At 63.8% G+C, this 17259-nt stretch carries 14 protein-coding genes; all 14 read right to left on the reverse strand.

The window, feature by feature from the left end; genetic code table 11:
• Positions 1-18: 18 nt before the first annotated feature.
• Entirely contained in the window at positions 19-1617 is a 1599-nt protein-coding gene (gene serA / locus O1Y97_RS06330; protein WP_318763495.1) for a phosphoglycerate dehydrogenase, read from the reverse strand.
• Between the two features lie 175 nt (positions 1618-1792).
• Positions 1793-2968: a phosphoserine transaminase gene (locus tag O1Y97_RS06335; protein ID WP_318763496.1), complete on the reverse strand. Its 1176-nt coding sequence runs from the start codon at positions 2966-2968 to the stop codon at positions 1793-1795.
• Positions 2969-3151: 183 nt separating this feature from the next.
• Positions 3152-3847, reverse strand: coding sequence for an outer membrane protein (locus O1Y97_RS06340; RefSeq protein ID WP_318763497.1), 696 nt, complete (start codon positions 3845-3847; stop codon positions 3152-3154).
• Between the two features lie 208 nt (positions 3848-4055).
• On the reverse strand, positions 4056-4832 hold the full coding sequence (locus tag O1Y97_RS06345; RefSeq protein WP_108606510.1) for an outer membrane protein: 777 nt from the start codon (positions 4830-4832) through the stop codon (positions 4056-4058).
• 213 nt (positions 4833-5045) lie between these two features.
• Positions 5046-6398: a phosphoglucosamine mutase gene (gene glmM / locus O1Y97_RS06350; RefSeq protein WP_108606511.1), complete on the reverse strand. Its 1353-nt coding sequence runs from the start codon at positions 6396-6398 to the stop codon at positions 5046-5048.
• Positions 6399-7448: 1050 nt separating this feature from the next.
• Positions 7449-9383 carry an ATP-dependent zinc metalloprotease FtsH gene (gene ftsH, locus O1Y97_RS06355; RefSeq protein ID WP_108606514.1) on the reverse strand — a complete coding sequence of 645 codons (1935 nt, stop codon included), beginning with the start codon at positions 9381-9383 and terminating at the stop codon, positions 7449-7451.
• A gap of 104 nt (positions 9384-9487) precedes the next feature.
• Complete coding sequence (tilS, locus tag O1Y97_RS06360; protein ID WP_318763498.1) at positions 9488-10843, reverse strand: tRNA lysidine(34) synthetase TilS; 1356 nt, start codon at positions 10841-10843, stop codon at positions 9488-9490.
• Positions 10837-11892: a tol-pal system protein YbgF gene (ybgF, locus tag O1Y97_RS06365; protein WP_318763499.1), complete on the reverse strand. Its 1056-nt coding sequence runs from the start codon at positions 11890-11892 to the stop codon at positions 10837-10839. The genes tilS and ybgF overlap by 7 nt, the downstream gene beginning before the upstream one ends.
• Before the next feature lie 160 nt (positions 11893-12052).
• Positions 12053-12562: a peptidoglycan-associated lipoprotein Pal gene (pal, locus tag O1Y97_RS06370; RefSeq protein ID WP_108606516.1), complete on the reverse strand. Its 510-nt coding sequence runs from the start codon at positions 12560-12562 to the stop codon at positions 12053-12055.
• 251 nt (positions 12563-12813) lie between these two features.
• The gene (gene tolB, locus O1Y97_RS06375) at positions 12814-14091 is read right to left on the reverse strand and encodes a Tol-Pal system beta propeller repeat protein TolB (protein ID WP_245439791.1); all 1278 of its coding nucleotides are present in this window, start codon (positions 14089-14091) and stop codon (positions 12814-12816) included.
• 76 nt (positions 14092-14167) lie between these two features.
• Positions 14168-15229, reverse strand: a complete 1062-nt coding sequence (locus O1Y97_RS06380; protein ID WP_108606518.1) for a hypothetical protein — start codon at positions 15227-15229, stop codon at positions 14168-14170.
• A gap of 8 nt (positions 15230-15237) precedes the next feature.
• Positions 15238-15696 carry a protein TolR gene (tolR, locus tag O1Y97_RS06385; RefSeq protein ID WP_183262721.1) on the reverse strand — a complete coding sequence of 153 codons (459 nt, stop codon included), beginning with the start codon at positions 15694-15696 and terminating at the stop codon, positions 15238-15240.
• Between the two features lie 10 nt (positions 15697-15706).
• Positions 15707-16417 (reverse strand): protein TolQ, encoded by a 711-nt coding sequence (gene tolQ / locus O1Y97_RS06390; RefSeq protein ID WP_108606520.1) that lies wholly within the window; start codon positions 16415-16417, stop codon positions 15707-15709.
• 344 nt (positions 16418-16761) lie between these two features.
• On the reverse strand, positions 16762-17229 hold the full coding sequence (gene ybgC / locus O1Y97_RS06395; protein ID WP_318763500.1) for a tol-pal system-associated acyl-CoA thioesterase: 468 nt from the start codon (positions 17227-17229) through the stop codon (positions 16762-16764).
• Positions 17230-17259 lie beyond the last annotated feature (30 nt).

Raw genomic sequence — 17259 nt, forward strand, 5'->3', positions numbered from 1 at the left:
TGCTGTCCAGCCGGCCGATCAGAAGCCGTTGACGTCGAACTGCAGGCGCTTGGCCGAGTCGATCGACTTGTGGTCGCGCACCTTGGCAAGCACGTCCTCCGGGAAGGGCGCGTCGAGATACAGCAGCGCGATGGCGTCCCCGCCCGGGCGGTCGCGGCCAAGCTGGAAGTTGGCGATGTTGACGCCGTTCTCGCCGCAGACGGTGCCGAGCAGGCCGATGATGCCGGGCGCATCGGCATTGGTGGTGTAGAGCATGTGCTGGCCGACCTCGGCATCGAGATTGATGCCCTTGATCTGGATGAACCGCGGCTTGCCGTCGGAGAAGCAGGTGCCGGCGATCGAACGGGTCATGTGCTCGGTCTTGACCGTCAGCTTGATGTAGCCGTCGAAGACGCCCGACTTGTCGCGCTTGACCTCGGCGACGATGATGCCGCGCTCCTTCACCATGATCGGCGCCGACACCATGTTGACGTCGGAGAGCTGCGGACGGATCAGGCCGGCAAGGGCAGCGCTGATCAGCGCCTTGGTGTTCATCTGCGCGGTCTGGCCGTCGAACAGGATCTCGACCTCGGTTATCGGGTCTTCCGTCACCTGTCCGACAAAGGCGCCTAGAACTTCGGCGAGCTTGACGAAGGGCTTCAACCGCGGGGCTTCTTCCGCCGTGATCGAGGGCATGTTGATGGCGTTGGTGACCGCACCCTTGACCAGATAGTCGGCCATCTGCTCGGCGACTTGCAGTGCCACGTTCTCCTGCGCTTCCGATGTCGAGGCGCCGAGATGTGGCGTGCAGACCACGTTGTCCATGCCGAACAGCTCGTTCTGCTCGGCCGGCTCGACCTCGAACACGTCGATGCCGGCACCCGCCACCTTGCCGCTCTTCAGCCCGGCGATCAGGTCCTTCTCGACGATCAGGCCGCCGCGGGCGCAGTTGATGATGCGCACGCCGGTCTTCATCCTGGCGATGGAATCGGCATTGATGATGTTGCGCGTCTTGTCGGTCAGCGGCGTGTGCAGGGTGATGAAGTCGGCGCGGGCAAGCAACTCGTCGAGCTCCACCTTCTCGACGCCCAGTTCCTCGGCGCGATGCTCGGAGAGGAACGGGTCGAAGGCGACGACATGCATCTTGAGACCAACGGCGCGGGTGGCGACGATCGAGCCGATATTGCCGCAGCCGATCAGGCCGAGCGTCTTGCCGGTGATCTCGACGCCCATGAAGCGGTTCTTCTCCCACTTGCCGGCATGCGTCGACACGCTGGCTTCGGGGATCTGGCGCGCAACCGCGAACATCAGCGCGATGGCGTGCTCGGCGGTGGTGATCGAATTGCCGAAGGGCGTGTTCATGACGATGATGCCGCGCCGCGAGGCGGCGGGAATGTCGACATTGTCGACGCCGATGCCGGCGCGGCCGATGACCTTGAGATTGGTCGCGGCCGCGATCAGCTTTTCGGTGACCTTGGTCGCCGAGCGGATGGCGAGGCCGTCATACTGGCCGATGACTTCGAGCAGCTTTTCCTTGTCCTTGCCGAGATCGGGGAGATAGTCGACCTCGACGCCACGATCCCTGAAGATCTGGACGGCGGTGGGGGAGAGTTTGTCGGAAACGAGAACGCGGGGCATGGGCAAATCCTCTTGCGATTGGCCTACCTCCCCCTTGTGGGGAGGTCGGTCGCGCAGCGACCGGGTTGGGGGCAAATGGGTGAACGCAGGGATGGGAGCAAAGTCTAACGGATGCACCCCCACCCCGATCCGCTTTGCGGATCGACCCTCCCCACGAGGGGGAGGGTAAAGACCGTCAGGCCGCGGCCTTGAGTGCGGCCTTCTGATTGGCGAAGGCCCAGTCGAGCCACGGCATCAGCGCCACGAGATCTGACGTCTCGACCGTGGCGCCGGCCCAGATGCGCAGGCCGGGAGGGGCGTCGCGATAGGCGCCGATGTCGAAGGCGACGCCTTCCTTTTCGAGCGCCGAGACCATGCCCTTGGCGAATGCCGCCTGGCCGTCCTTGTCGAGGTTTGCCACCTCAGGATCGACGATAGACAAGCAGACCGAGGTGTTCGAGCGCGTTTTCGGCACGACGGCGAGATGGCCGAGCCAGCCGGCTTCGTTCACGAAGGCGTCGATGGCGGCGAAATTGGCATCAGCGCGGGCGACGAGCCCGTCAAGGCCGCCGACCGACTTGGCCCAGTTCAGTGCATCGACATAGTCCTCGACGCACAGCATCGACGGTGTGTTGATGGTCTCACCCTTGAAGATGCCCTCGATCAGCTTGCCGCCCGAAGTCAGGCGGAAAATCTTGGGCAGCGGCCAGGCCGGCTTGTAGGTTTCGAGCCGCTCGACGGCGCGGGGGCTGAGGATCAGCATGCCATGCGCGCCCTCGCCACCGAGCACCTTCTGCCAGGAGAAGGTGACGACATCGAGCTTGGCGTAGTCGAGGCGCTGCGCGAATGCTGCCGAGGTGGCATCGCAGATCGTAAGGCCCTTGCGGTCGGCCGGGATGAAGTCGCCGTTGGCGACGCGCACGCCCGAGGTCGTGCCGTTCCAGGTGAAGACCACGTCGCGGTCGAAATCGACCTTGGTCAGGTCCGGCAGCTCGCCGTAGGGCGCCTCGAACTTGCGCACGTCCTCAAGCTTCAACTGCTTGACTACGTCGGTAATCCAGCCGGCGCCGAACGACTCCCAGGCGACCATGTCGACGCCGCGCTCGCCGAGCAGCGACCACAGCACCATCTCGACAGCGCCCGTGTCGGAGGCTGGAACGATGCCGATGCGATAGCCGGCGGGAACCTTGAGGATTTCGCGCGTCAGCTCGATCGCCTGTTCGAGCTTGGTCTTGCCGATCTTGGCGCGGTGCGAACGGCCGAGCGGTGCGTCGGCGAGGGCCTGGAGCGACCAGCCGGGACGTTTTGCGCAGGGACCTGAGGAGAAATTGGGATTTGCCGGACGGAGTCCGGGCTTGGCGACGATCGTCATCGTGGTTCTATCCTTCCAGATAGTTGGCCCCTCGTTGGGGAGGGGTGGCCCACGGACGGCGATATTAGGAGCGGCCTCCGGCGTCAAGAGGAAATTGCGCGTCGCATCTGGAACAGTTTTCCAAACGCAAAGGCGGCGGGCCAAAACCCGCCGCCTTTTGAATGGCTTGGTCGAAAAGGCCGGCTACCAGAGATCGTAGCGCAGGCCGACCTTGACCTGATGATAGTCGACGCCTTTCTTGACCGTCAGCGTGTCGATGTCGACATATTCGAGGTCGGGGGCGGTGAGGTACTGGTAGCCGACGTCGACCGAGGTGTTCTGCGCCACCTGGTAATTGATGCCGGCGCCGACCGAATAGGCGACCTTGTACTGGGTGTCGTCGAGGTTGAACGTCGCGGGAATCGAGGGCGCGTTGTAGTTGACCGTCGTGCTCGAATAGATCAGGCCGACGCCGGCGCCGACATAGGGCGTGAAGCCGGCGATGGTGCCAAGGTCGGCATAGACATTGGCCATGCCGTTCCAGACGTTGTTCTCAAACTGCATCGTGTCGGGCCCGAGCGATGCATCCAGCTTGTCATAGGAAACGAAGCCGAAATTCAGTTCGCCGCGCAGGAAGTCGTTGAAGTGGTAGCCGGCGCCGATGCTGCCGTTGACGTGGATGTTGCGCGTTTCCTCGCCCAGCAGCGTGAACTGGTAGGGCGTGTCGCTGAAATTGTAGCCGAGATCGCCGCGCAGGTACCAGCCCGAGCCGACCTCGACGGGGACATATTCCGGTGCCTCTTCGATGACGACAGGCGGATCGTAGTCGGCAGCGCTTGCCGCCAGCGGCCACAGCATGGTCGCCGTCAGCGCCAGCGCTATGCGAGACTTCAATGTCATGATCGCATTCTCCCGAAATGGCGCCAGGGTGTTGCCCGAGAATCCAGCAGCCGTTCGAGTCATTGTTAACCATAGAGGTTAAGTCGCGGTTAAGGATAACAGTTGGTTAGCGGGTGGCTCCGTCGGCAACCGGACAACGAAAAACCGCCCGGCTTACCGGGCGGTTTTGCAGATTGGCGCTCCATGCGTCGCGATGACGCCAGGGCGATCAGTTCAACGAATAGCGGACGCCAAGCTTGAAGTCGTGCGAGGTGATGTCCTTGAAGCGGATGCCGCTGTTTCCGGCTGGCGGGAACGGCTCGGCCGGATCGTCGTTCTTGAGTTCCCCTGTCTGGCCATCGCCAAGCGAGAGGAAGCTGTAGCCGAGGTCGATAGTCATGCGCTCGGTTGCCTTGATGCCGACACCGGCGTGCAGTGCCCAGGCGAGATCCCAGCGCGACTTGTCGTCGGCATAGGCGCCGCCATTGTTGATGATGTTGATGTCGCGGAAGCTGGAGATCGTGTTCCGCGATGCGCCGATACCGGCGCCGAGATAGGGCGTTACGCCGTAGAAGTCGCCGAGGTCGGCATAGGCGTTGGCCAGGAACAGCCACTCCGACTTCTTGCCGCGGTAGTCATTGGTGGTGATGACACCGCCATTGTCCTGCCAGTCCAGGGCGTTGAACTCGGAATTGCCGCGGTATTCGACCGTCAGGTCGCCGCGGAGGAAATCGTTGAACTGGTAGCCGACGCCGGCACCGAATGTCGGGGCGGAGCCGAAGCTGCCCTCGTCGTACCAGCCATGAGCATCGGGGAATGCGAACAGCTCCGACTCCAGCCGCTTGATACGCTGGTTGCTCATGCCGATGTGGCCACGCAGGTACCAGCCGCCGTAAGATGGCTGTTCTACCTCGATGATCGGCTCGGGCATGTCCGCGGCGAATGCCGGGGCAGTGACGCTGGCAAGCAGCGCGGCGGCGAACGCCTTCTTTCCAAAATTGCGCATGATAAAAACCCCATACCTGCGGACCCGCTACGCGCCCGACCATGACTAACCGCCATGGATAATGCTTGGTATAGGTTAAGGGCTGCTTAACCCTGACGATTAACCACGTTTTCTTGCGCTTCATGGTTGCCGGACTGTGCGAGCGGCTTCTGCGGCAAGCAAAAAAGCCCGCGCGAGGCGGGCTTTGCTTGATCGGCTAAGTTCTTGAAAGGATCAGGCGGCCGAGCGGCTCTCGGAAATGACGCCGACGATGTCGTTGACTACGGTTTCGACCAACTGCGGGTCGTCGCCCTCGGCCATGACGCGGATCAGCGGTTCGGTGCCCGAAGGGCGGATCACCAGGCGGCCGGTCTTGCCGAGCCGGCTGCGGCCGTCCTCGATCGCCGCCTTGACGAGTGCCTCCTCGAGCGGCTTGCCGCCGGAGAAGCGCACGTTCTTGAGCAGCTGCGGCACCGGCTCGAAGGTCCGGCTCAACTCGCTCATCGGCTTGTTGGAGCGCTTGATGCATGCCAGCACCTGGAGGGCTGCCACCAGCCCGTCGCCGGTGGTCGAGAAATCCGACAGCACGATGTGGCCGGACTGTTCGCCGCCGATGTTAAGGCCGTGCGCGCGCATGTGCTCGACGACATAGCGGTCGCCGACCTTGGTGCGGTGCAGTTCGAGGTTGAGGTCGCCGAGATAGCGCTCGAGCCCGAGGTTCGACATCACGGTCGCGACCACGCCGCCGCCGGCAAGGCGGCCGCTCTGCTGCCAGGACTGCGCGATCAGCGCCATGATCTGGTCGCCGTCGACGATGGTGCCGTTCTCGTCGACGATGACGACGCGGTCGGCGTCGCCGTCGAGGGCGATGCCGATGTCGGCGCGCACCTCGTGGATTTTCTTCTGCAGGCCGGCCGGATGGGTCGAGCCGCACTCCTGGTTGATGTTGAAGCCGTTGGGCTCGACATTGATCGCGATCACTTCCGCGCCGAGTTCCCACAGTGCTGCCGGCGCCACCTTGTAGGCCGCGCCGTTGGCGCAGTCGACGACGATGCGCAGGCCCGACAGCGACATCGAGCGGGGCAGGGTGCGCTTGGCGAATTCGATGTAGCGGTCATGCACGCCGTCGACGCGCTTGGCCCGGCCGAGGCCGTCGGAATCGGCCAGCAGCGCCTCGACGTCCTGGTCGAGCATCGCCTCGATGCGTTCCTCGATCTCGTCGGACAGCTTGTAGCTGTCGGGGCCAAACAGCTTGATGCCGTTGTCGTAATAGGGATTGTGCGAGGCCGAGATCATCACGCCGATGTCGGCGCGCAGCGAACGCACCAGCATGGCGACGGCCGGCGTCGGGATCGGGCCGAGCAGGAACACGTCCATGCCGGCGGCGCAAAGCCCGGCGACAAGGGCGTTCTCGATCATGTAGCCCGACAGCCTGGTATCCTTGCCCAGCACCACGCGGTGGCGGTGGTTGCCGCGCTGGAACGACAGGCCGGCAGCCATGCCGACCTTCATTGCGATCTCTGCCGTCATCGGAAATTTGTTGGCCCGTCCGCGAATGCCGTCGGTGCCGAAATAGCGTCCAGCCATGATTAGCCTGTCCCCGTGAAGTCCACCCGCGATTGCTTTGCCACAACCTGGGGCGACCAACGCATCACATTTGGTGATTTTATGTCACAAAACCTTAGAAAAGGGTTGGGGTTTTTGAGGGAGGGGATCCCTAGCTTGAAGGCGGGAGGATTTGGTCGGCATTCTCTCTGCCAGACTGTAAACATGGCGCGGCAAAGGGGATGAAACAGGAGCTGCAAATGGCGGTCTTGGTTCGGCGCATCTCACCGGAATATGCAAGTTTCTACATAGCGGGTTCAAGAAGGGTCGAGGTGCCCATAGGTGGCGAGCTCAGGACTGTCCGTGCCTCACGAGACTGTATCAATATGGGCTGCCTCCATGCGCAGGAGGGAGATACCTTGGTTTTCTTGGGATGGGCTACGGACCTCGCAAGGTCGGGCAAGCCGACATACGATGGGCTCTTGAATACTCCGAGCGGCCTGGTGCTACTTTTTGACGCCAACATGCCGGAAATTTTGAGCATGGCGGTGCCCACTCCGGAAACGCGTGTACGAATTTGGGCAAATCGTTGGTTGGAGCCAGACAGGGTTCACATAGGGCTGGGGTAGTCCTCTACAAGAAAGTGCCGCTGTCCGATGGAGTTGAGCAGGGTCCGTTCGACTGCGGTGTGCCTTGTCGCCGGTCTTCACGCGTTCGCCATCGGGCCGGTGCGGTACCAAAAGAAGCGAGCAAAACGAAGTCAACAGGATTGGCCGCCTTTGGGGCCGCCATCGATGCGGGCGCACGGAGCTAGGCACTCGAAGCAGCGATTTGTGGGGGATCCTCAGTTTCCTAACGCGTGATTTATCCTCACTGCCTGGGCTGTAGTCATTCACAGGGCGGGTTGGTTACCGCGTCAAAGCGTAGGAACGGCAAATGACTATTTTTAAGCGAACTATCGCATGTGAGTATGCTCCGAGCATTGGCGGCAGCGTGCCGATGACTTCGGCCGCCGCTTGCAGCCGGCCCGGAATGCAAAAACGCCGCTGAGTTTCCTCAGCGGCGTTTTGCATTCTATCCAGTCTCCAGTCCTCAATTCGAAGGCTGAGGCTCCATGCCGCCTTCGGGCTCGGAGCCCTTCTTCTTGCCGCGGGTCGAGCCGGCCTTGGGCACGGCCGAGCCGCGCGAGGTCGGGGTGTCGTCGCCCATGTCGCGGGCGGGCTTGTTGCCGGCGATCAGCTGCTTGATCTCCTCGCCCGACAGCGTCTCGTATTCGAGCAGGCCTTCGGCGAGGGCGATCCAGTCCTTCTTCTTCTTGGTCAGGATCTTGCGGGCTTCGTTGTAGGCCTCGTCGATCAGGCGGCGCACTTCGGCGTCGATGATCTGTGCGGTCTCTTCCGAGACGTTCTGGGTGCGGGCCACCGAATGACCGAGGAAGACCTCTTCCTGGTTGTCGCCATAAGCGACATGGCCAAGCTTGTCGGAGAAGCCCCAGCGCGTCACCATGGCGCGCGCCAGCTTGGTCGCCTGCTCGATGTCGGAGGACGCACCCGAGGTGATGTTTTCCTTGCCGAACTTGAACTCCTCGGCGACGCGGCCGCCCATCATGATCGCCAGGCGCGAGATCATGTACTTGTAGCTCATCGAGTAGCGGTCGCCTTCCGGCAGCTGCATGACCATGCCGAGCGCGCGGCCGCGCGGGATGATGGTCGCCTTGTGCAGAGGGTCGGCGGCCGGCACGTTGAGCGCCAGGATGGCGTGGCCGGATTCGTGATAGGCGGTCAGCTCCTTCTCGGCCTGGGTCATGGCCGAGGAGCGGCGCTCGGCGCCCATCATGATCTTGTCCTTGGCGTCCTCGAATTCCTGCATGGTGACGAGGCGCTTGTTGCGGCGCGCTGCCATCAGGGCGGATTCGTTGACGAGGTTCATCAAGTCGGCACCCGAGAAGCCGGGCGTGCCGCGTGCAACGACCTTGAGGTCGACATTGGGCGCCAGCGGAACGTTGCGGACATGGACCTTGAGGATCTTCTCGCGGCCGACGATGTCGGGGTTCGGCACCACGACCTGGCGGTCGAAGCGGCCCGGACGCAGCAGCGCGGGGTCGAGGACGTCGGGACGGTTGGTCGCGGCGATCAGGATGATCGACTCGTTGGCCTCGAAGCCGTCCATCTCGACCAGCAGCTGGTTCAGCGTCTGCTCGCGTTCGTCGTTGCCGCCGCCGAGGCCGGCGCCACGATGGCGGCCGACGGCGTCGATTTCGTCGATGAAGATGATGCAGGGCGCGTTCTTCTTGGCCTGCTCGAACATGTCGCGGACACGGCTTGCGCCGACGCCGACGAACATTTCGACGAAGTCCGAGCCAGAGATGGTGAAGAACGGCACATTGGCTTCACCGGCGACCGAACGGGCAAGCAGGGTCTTGCCTGTGCCGGGAGGGCCAACGAGCAGCACGCCGCGCGGGATCTTGCCGCCGAGGCGCTGGAACTTCTGCGGGTCGCGCAGGAATTCGACGATCTCCTCGAGGTCTTCCTTGGCTTCGTCGACACCGGCGACGTCGCCAAAGGTGACGCGGCCATGCGCTTCGGTCAGAAGCTTGGCCTTGGACTTGCCAAAACCCATGGCGCGGCCGGAGCCCGACTGCATCTGGCGCATGAAGAAGATCCACACGCCGAGGATCAGGATCATCGGCAGCCAGGACAACAGCACGGAGAAGATCGAGCCGGAGCCGTCATTCTCGGGGCGGGCGTTGATGGTGACGCTCTTTTCCTCAAGCCGCGACACCAGCGTGGGGTCGCCAGGCGAGTAGGTCTGGAAGCCGGTCGAGTTGTCGATATAGGTGCCGCTGATGCGGTCGCCGGCAATCGTCACCGTCTTGACGCGGCCCGAATTCAGGTCCTGGAGGAACTGCGAATAGGCCACTTCGCTCGACGCGCCGCGGGTCTGCGGGGTCTGGAACAGGTTGAACAAGGCGATGAGTAGAACGGCTATGATCGCCCACAGCGCGAAGTTGCGATAGTTCGGATTCATCGAGTGTCCCGTTGGCGTTCGCGGGGAACGCGCATGGTGTGAGTAAGCTTGCCCCTAACATAGGCACGGGCTGCCACATTGCCAAGCGCGTCCCTAAGTCTCGGTTAAGCTCCAACGCCAATGTGGCCACGGCATGGCGGGTCCGGCACATGTGCCGTGCCGATCAATTTTTGGAGAGCCCGTGCAGGGGCGAGATCGAAGGCCGGCAGGAACCGTGCCCAGGGCGCCGCAACCGGGGCGGCACCCGCCTCCGACAGCAAGCCGGCGAATTTTCCCCCGCGCCACGACCCAGGCTCGGCCGCAAGTGCGTTCCTGACAAGACTTTCCGGCGCCGTTGTTTCGATCGATATCGTCCTCGCCGTGAGCGGACCGACTGGTGCGACGGCCGATCCTGTTCCTTGCCCCGCCGGCATGAGCCTGTAGCGGCCGTCCCAGATACCGCCAGCCAGCGTTGCCGGAGCCGGCAGGCCGCGGCCTTCGCGCAGGACAAAGATCCCGGTTCGGCGTGCGTCGACCAGGGCGCGCGACAATGTGGCGCGGGCCGGTTTTTCGTCTGCAATACCGTTCGCCAGCCGCGCCAGTAGGTCCTGGGTACGGGCCTCATCGGGCAGGTGGGGCACGCCGCCGGCGACCGCTACCAGGATGCGCAGGGCGTAACATGCTGCGTCATTGTCGGGCGCTTGCAGGAATGAAGCATCGAGGCAGAGCAGTCCGGGGGCAACCTTGCTTGCCAGCTCGGTCAACAAGGTGGCTGCGCGCCGGCCGAGTTCTGTCCGCGTTTCACCGGCCTGCCGGGCTTCGGCGAGCGCCGTCGGGATACGCGTTTCGCTCTGGTCGCCGAGCGACAGCCGCATGCGCGGGCGCTCATAGGCGACATCGGTGTTGGTCGGATCGTCGATCCAGCCGATGCCGCGTGCGCTCAGTGCCGCGCGCAGCCTGTCGCGGCGCTGGCCCAGCAGCGGGCGGACGATCCAGATGTCGCCATCGAACAGCGTTGCCGGCGCCATGCCGGCGCTGCCGCGGCCGGTGCCGCGCATGCCGCGCATCAGCACCGTCTCGGCTTGGTCGTTGGCGGTGTGCCCGGTGGCTACGATCGTTGCGCCAGCATCGCGCGCGGCCTCGGCCAGGAGATCGTAGCGCGCGTCCCGCGCTGCGGCCGGGATGCCTGCCTGTGGCTTGTCGCCGAGCCACCGCATCGTGCGATGGGCGATGCCATGAGAAGCGCAAAGCTTTGCCACCTGTTCGGCCTCCGCGCCCGAGCCGGGCCGGAGCCCGTGGTCGACGGTGACGGCCAGCAGCCGCGTCAAGGGCGCGTGCCGGGCGAGATGGGCTTTGAGAAGGAGAAGCAGGGCAGTCGAATCGCTGCCGCCGGAAACCGCTGCGACGATGGTCTTATGCGCGGCGAAGTCGAAACCGGAAAAGTCTGGAAAAAAGTCAGCGTCGGTCGGCTGCGTCAGCACGCGGCGAGGGCCCGTTCCTGCTTGACCCGCTCCTTGATCGCGCCGGAAACGTTGGGGTAGCGCTTGCCGATTTCGCCGAAAGTGGCGCAGGCAACTTCGCGCTGCTTCAGGCCGACCAGCGAAACGCCGAGCTTCAGCATCATTTCGGGGGCCTTTTTGGATTTCGGGTATTCCTTACTGGCGCTGAGGAAGATTTCGGCAGCGTCGCGGTATTTCTTCTGGCCGAGCAGCGACTCGCCAAGCCAGAAACGTGCGTCCGCCGTCTTGGGGTCGGCCGGGAAGCGCTGGATGTGGTCGCGGAAGCCTTCTTCGGCGGTGGTGTAGTCGCCGGAAAGCACGAACTGGTAGGAGTTGCGGTAGAGCTCGTCCGGGTCGTCCGTCGACGGCAGTGCCGCAACCGCCGTGCCATTGGCCTTGGGCTGGGCCGGCTGCGCTGTGGCAGGCGTCTGCGGCTGCACTGGCGTTGCCGCTTGCTGGTCGATCGAGTCGGAGACGACATTGCCGTTCTTGTCGACAGTGATGGTGCCGAAGGTCCGCGGCGGTGTACCCGTACCGCCCTCGATCGTGGTGCCGGGTTCGCCGGTGCCGGAATCGACGATGACGTCCTCGACGCTCTGGCCGTTGGTGGCGGGCGCGGTGGCCTGCGCCTGACCCGATTGAGGCGCCGTGGGCGCCTCAACGATCGAGCTGTTATTGTTGGTGGTGCCGGAGGCGTCGGACTTCTTTTGTCCGCCGCCCTCGAGTTCCTGGAAGCGGAACTCGTTGTCTTCCTGCATTTTCCGCATCTGCTCTTGCATCTGCAGGATCTGGAAGTTCAGTTCCTCGATGCTGCCGTTGAGCTTGCGGATTTCCTCTTCGAGTGCGGTCACGCGGGGATCGCCTGCCTGGGCAAGCTGGATCGGCGCTTCGTGGCTCTCAGTCTTGCTGCCGAAGACGCCCGGCAGGCCGAATTTCGGAAGGTCGATGCCGATGCCGTCGCGCGCATGCGCCGCGGCCCCGGATAATAGGAAGATGGCAAGCGTGCCACTCAGGATTGATCGAAAATGCATTAGCCTCTCGCCGTGGAACGGAAATGGTTGCTTCGCGCCGATGCGCTCTCGTCGTTTATCAGGACCGGAGACTTCGGCCAAATTTTGTTTCAGTCGTCCAGATAAGCAAAAGGCGGCCCGAAGGACCGCCTTTCGTTCAACTGTGTCGCTTTTCGACCGCTCAGCTGCCGGCGCCGGAGAGCGTCGTGACAGCACGACGGTTCTGCGACCAGCAGGAGATGTCGTCGCAAACCGCGACCGGACGTTCCTTGCCGTAGGAGATCGTCTTCAGGCGGTTCGAGGCAACGCCCTGCGAGATCAGGTAGTCGCGGGTGGCTGCGGCGCGACGGGCGCCGAGGGCCAGGTTGTACTCGCGGGTGCCGCGCTCGTCGGCATGGCCTTCGACCACGATCGCATACTGGCGATACTGGTTCAGCCACTGGGCCTGACGGCTCAGGATGCCCTGCGCATCGGCACGAACCGACGACGAGTCGGTGTCGAAGAAGATGCGGTCGCCGACATTGACGGTGAAGTCCTGGGACGAACCCGGGGTCGCTGCACCGGCGCTGCCGCCGAGGCCGAGATCGGCCGCGTTGTTAGGGGTTTTCTTCGAGGCACAGCCGGCAATCGCCAGCGAGGCGATGAGCGCCACGACCACGGGGTTGGTTGCAAATTTTGCGATACGGCGCATCCCGCCTCTCCTTCGCATTCAAGTGATTTCGTTGAACATCCAGTAACCACGTTGGGGTTAACCGGCATTCAAGAAACATGGTTAAAATTTCGTTGCCGCTCGTTGTAGCGTCCCCGCATACGGCAGTCGTCGAACATGCACTTCGCCGCGCACCGTAGGCGAAAATACGGCAGAAAGGCGGCGTCATTGGGCAAATGACGCCGCCTGGTCCTTTCGTCGCGCCTGGGGCGCTAGGTTAACTATCAGGCTGCTCAGTCGAGCAGCGGCGACCAGGCCGGGTCGGAGGCGAAGCCCGAGGTCGGGATCGCCTGTTCGTTGCGGCCGGTGAGGTCGACTGAATAGAGCTTGGGACCGCCGCCGCCGGGCTGGTCGCGGAAGAACATCACGACGCGGCCGTTTGGCGCCCAGGTCGGGCCTTCCTGCTGGAAGCCGGTCGATAGGATGCGTTCGCCCGAGCCGTCGGTCTTCATCACGCCGATCTGGAACTGGCCGCCCGACTGCTTGGTGAAGGCGATCAGGTCGCCGCGCGGCGACCACACCGGCGTCGAATAGCTGCCGCCACCGAAGGAGACGCGGGTCTGGCCAGAGCCGTCGGCGCCCATGACGTAGATCTGCGGCTGGCCGCCACGGTCGGAGGTGAAGACGACCTTGGAACCGTCAGGCGAATAGGAAGGCGAGGTGTCGATGGCGCTGGAATTGGTCAGGCGCGTCGTGGTGCGGCTGCGCAGGTCCATCGAGAACACGTTGGAATTGCCGTCGTCGCGCAGCAGGCTCATGATCACCTTCTGGCCGTCGGGCGAAAAGCGCGGCGCAAACGTCATGCCGGGGAAGTTGCCGACGAGTTCGCGCTGGCCGGTCTCGATCTGCAGGAGATAGACCTGCGGCTGGCCGCTCTCGTAGGACATGTAGGTGATTTCCTGACGCGTCGGCGAGAAGCGCGGCGTCATGGCCATCGAACGGCCGTCCGAGAGATAGCGCACATTGGCGCCGTCCTGGTCCATGATGGCGAGGCGCTTCTTGCGCGCGGTCTTGGCGCCCGATTCGTCGATGAACACGACGCGGGTGTCGAAATAGCCCTTTTCGCCGGTCAGGCGCTCATAGATGGCGTCGGCGATGATGTGGGCGATGCGGCGCGAATTGGTCTTGTTGGCGAAGAACTGCTCGCCGGCAAGCTGCTGGCCGGCAAAGGTGTCCCACAGCCGGAACTCGGCCTTGAGCCGGCCGTCGGCCTCCTGGCTGACGCGGCCGGTAACCAGCGCCTGGGCGTTGATGACCTTCCAGTCGTCGAAGCGCGGCGCGACGTCGGGGTTGGAGATCTTTTCGATGAAGGCGCCCTTGTCGATCGGTGCGAACAGGCCCGAACGCTGCAGGTCGGCGGCGACGATGCCGGCGATCTCGGCGCCCATCGCATCGCCCGACAGGAAGTCGGTGATGGCGATCGGCAGCGGCTCGACATTGCCCTTGTTGACGTCGATCTCGACCAGCGCGCGAGCGGGCAGGGTGGCGAACGCGGTCATGCCGCTCGCCATGGCGCCGATCAGAAGGATCGCTTTGATTACATGCTTCATAAGACAGGCCTCTTAGTTCCGGGTGAGCGCCAGGCGCTCAGAACATCTCGCTTGGGTCGAAGTTGACGATGACATCCGCCCAGGCTTCGTATTTGTCGGCGGGAAGATTGTAGGGCGCGCATTGCAGCACGGCGCGACGCGCCGATTCCGCTGCCGCACGTTCGATGCCGGCGGCGCCACCGCCGGAGATGATCTCGGGCCGTCCTTCGATCTCGCCGGTCTGGCTCAGCTTGAACTGGACGGAAACCTTCAGCGCGCCGCCATCCATGGCGCCCGCCGGCACGTTCCAGCACCGCTGGATCTGGCCGCGCAGCGCATCCATCTCGCTCTGGCTGAGCTTGCTGCCGCCGGTGTCCTTCTTTCCGCCCAGCGATGCCTGTTCGGTCGAGCGCTTGGCGCCGCCACCCGAGGGCTTCTGCTTGTTGAGCAGGGCAGCGACCTCGTCGGCGTTGAATTCCTTCTCTTCCGACTTCGGCTTCGACGCGGCCTCCTGGGCCTGCTTGTCGTCCTGCTTGCGGTCGGGCGTCTTGGCCGTCTGGGCCTGCGGGGGCTTGGGCTTGGCCTCGGGCGCAGGCGCGTTTTCCGGCAGCTTCACGGCTTCCGCTTCGGCCTGGTCGTTGACGATCGTCTCGGCAACCGGGTCCGGCTTCACGTCCTGCTTGGGCTGCGGTTCGGGCGTCACTTCCGTCGCCGGCACGGGCGTCGGCTTGGGCTCGGCCTGCTTGGCCGGCTCGGGCTTGGGTTTTTCGGCCGGTTTTGGCTCGGGCTTGGGCGAGGGCGGCGGAGCAGCCGCGACGTCGACCTCCTTCTGGGTCGGCTCGGGCGTCGGCGGCTTGTCGCTGTCGATCTTGTTGTCGCCGACATTTTGGGCGTCGGGCACGATGTCGGGTCGGCTTGTCGGCTTGGGCGCCGGCTTTTCATTGACCGGGGCTTTCTTGTCGCCCTTCTGGATCTGGGTGATCGATTCCACTGGCACGATGTCGACCGGGAACGCCTCGACGTCGGCGACTTCGAGGGCGCTGGGTGCCGACAGCGTGAACAGGCCGAAGCCCAGCATCGCTGCATGCAGAACCACAGATGTCGTGAGGCCGGTCTTCATTTTGCGGGCTACTGGTCCTGTTCCTGCAGCGTGACGAGGCCGATCTTGTTGTAACCGGCGGCCTGGATTCGAGCCATGACTTTCATCACCGTGCCGTAGTCGGCGGTCTTGTCGCCGCGCACATAGATGCGCTCCTCGTAGCCGGCCTTGGCGATGGCGCCGAGCTTGGCGACGACCTCGTCGATCGGGATCTCGGTTTCCTGGATGTGGATCTGGCCGGCTTCGTTGATCGAGATGGTGATCGGCTGCGTTTCCGAGTTCAGCGCCTTGGCTGCGGTCTCGGGCAGATCGATCGGCACGCCGACGGTCATCAGCGGTGCGGCCACCATGAAGATGATGAGCAGCACCAGCATGACGTCGACGAACGGCGTGACGTTGATTTCGGACATCAGTCCGTGATGGCGGCCACGCCGCCGGTGGCCGCGCCCGCCGCGGCCCGAACCGCCCGCGCTAACTGACATACCCATGGTCTACTCCTCAGGCCCGCGGCGCGACTTTTTCATCGATTTGGCGCGAGAGTATGGCGGAGAACTCGTCGGCGAAGCCCTCCATCCGCAGAGCGATCTTGCCGGCGTCGGATGACAGCTTGTTGTAGGCGATGACGGCGGGAATGGCAGCGAGCAGGCCGATGGCGGTGGCCAGCAGCGCTTCGGCGATACCAGGTGCGACGACCGCGAGGTTGGTCGACTTCGAGCCGGCGATGGCCTGGAACGAGGTCATGATGCCGACAACGGTGCCGAACAGGCCGATGAAGGGGGCGGCCGAACCGATGGTGGCGAGGAAGCCGAGTCGGCCTTCCAGCCGCTCCATCTCGCGCGTCAGCGCCAGGTCCATTGCCTTGTCGATACGGGTCTGCAGCGCCAGCGGCGACTTTGCGCCCTTCTCGAAGCTCTTCTTCCACTCGCGCATGGCAGAGACGAAGATCGCGCTCATGCCCGTGGTCTTGCGGTCGGAAAGGTTGCGGTAGAGCTCTTCGAGCGACTGGCCGGACCAGAAGATCTGCTCAAAGCGGTTCAGCGCCGCGCGCATGCGGTTATAGGCGACCAGCTTGTCGACGATGATGGCCCAGGTCCACACCGACGCGCCGAGCAGGCCCAGCATCACCAGCTTGACCACCCAGCCGGCCTGCCAGAACAGCGCCCAGATCGACAATTCCGCGCCGGTCTGGGCGAGAGGTAGGTTTTCCATCTTGTAACAGTCCTTAAGATTTCCGGGGCCCGCTTTCGGCTAGCCCTTGCGCATCATCCCGTCGTGGCCCGTTCGCGCGAAGCTTCCGGAAGTCCCCAAAATGCGCCTTTTGGGCCTTTTCGGGACGAAATTTGGTGAAAGGAAGGCCGCTCGGAATCCTTACGACTTTCACCGCTCCCTTAATGGACCGTTATGGTTAAAGATGGGTTAGGAACTTAAGGCCTGGCTGATGCGATAGCCCGAGGCGACTGGGTTTGGCGAGGCGGACGGGCAGCCATCCGGCTTTTGTGTCACACAATCTTGTGATCGGCTGGGCTTGTGATCGGCTGGGACCGTGCGGGCGATCATTGCCCCGGCATGAAGGCTTCGACCCAGTCCTTGGGGAAACGCCTGGGGCGCCCGTTTTCGCCGACGATCGCCGCCTCCACCCGGGCTTCGACCAGCACCTCGTCGCCGCGCTTCAATTGCTGGGCCATGGTGATGCGGGCACCCGAGATATCCACGGTGCGGGTGTCGACGGTCAGCACGTCGTCGATCCGGGCCGACGCACGGAAGTCGATCTCCATGCGGCGCACTATCCAGACGATCTTTTCGCCATGCTTGCCGTCGGCGAGCTCGGTGTGGTGAACGCCGGCAAGGCGCAGGAAGTCCGAACGTCCGCGCTCGAAGAATTCGAGATAGCGCGCATGGTAGACCACGCCGGAGAAGTCGGTGTCGGCATAATAGACCCGCGCCATCAGCCGATGGCCGAACGGCGTCAGCGCGCCGGAAAGGCCGGCAGCCAGCGCGTCTTCTTCACCATGAACGGCCATGGGGCTTTCCTTTTTCGGGACTTTTCGGCA

Origin of the sequence: Aminobacter niigataensis (genome assembly GCF_946995915.1) — a bacterium.
In the GTDB taxonomy this organism is placed as follows: Bacteria; Pseudomonadota; Alphaproteobacteria; order Rhizobiales; family Rhizobiaceae; genus Aminobacter; species Aminobacter niigataensis.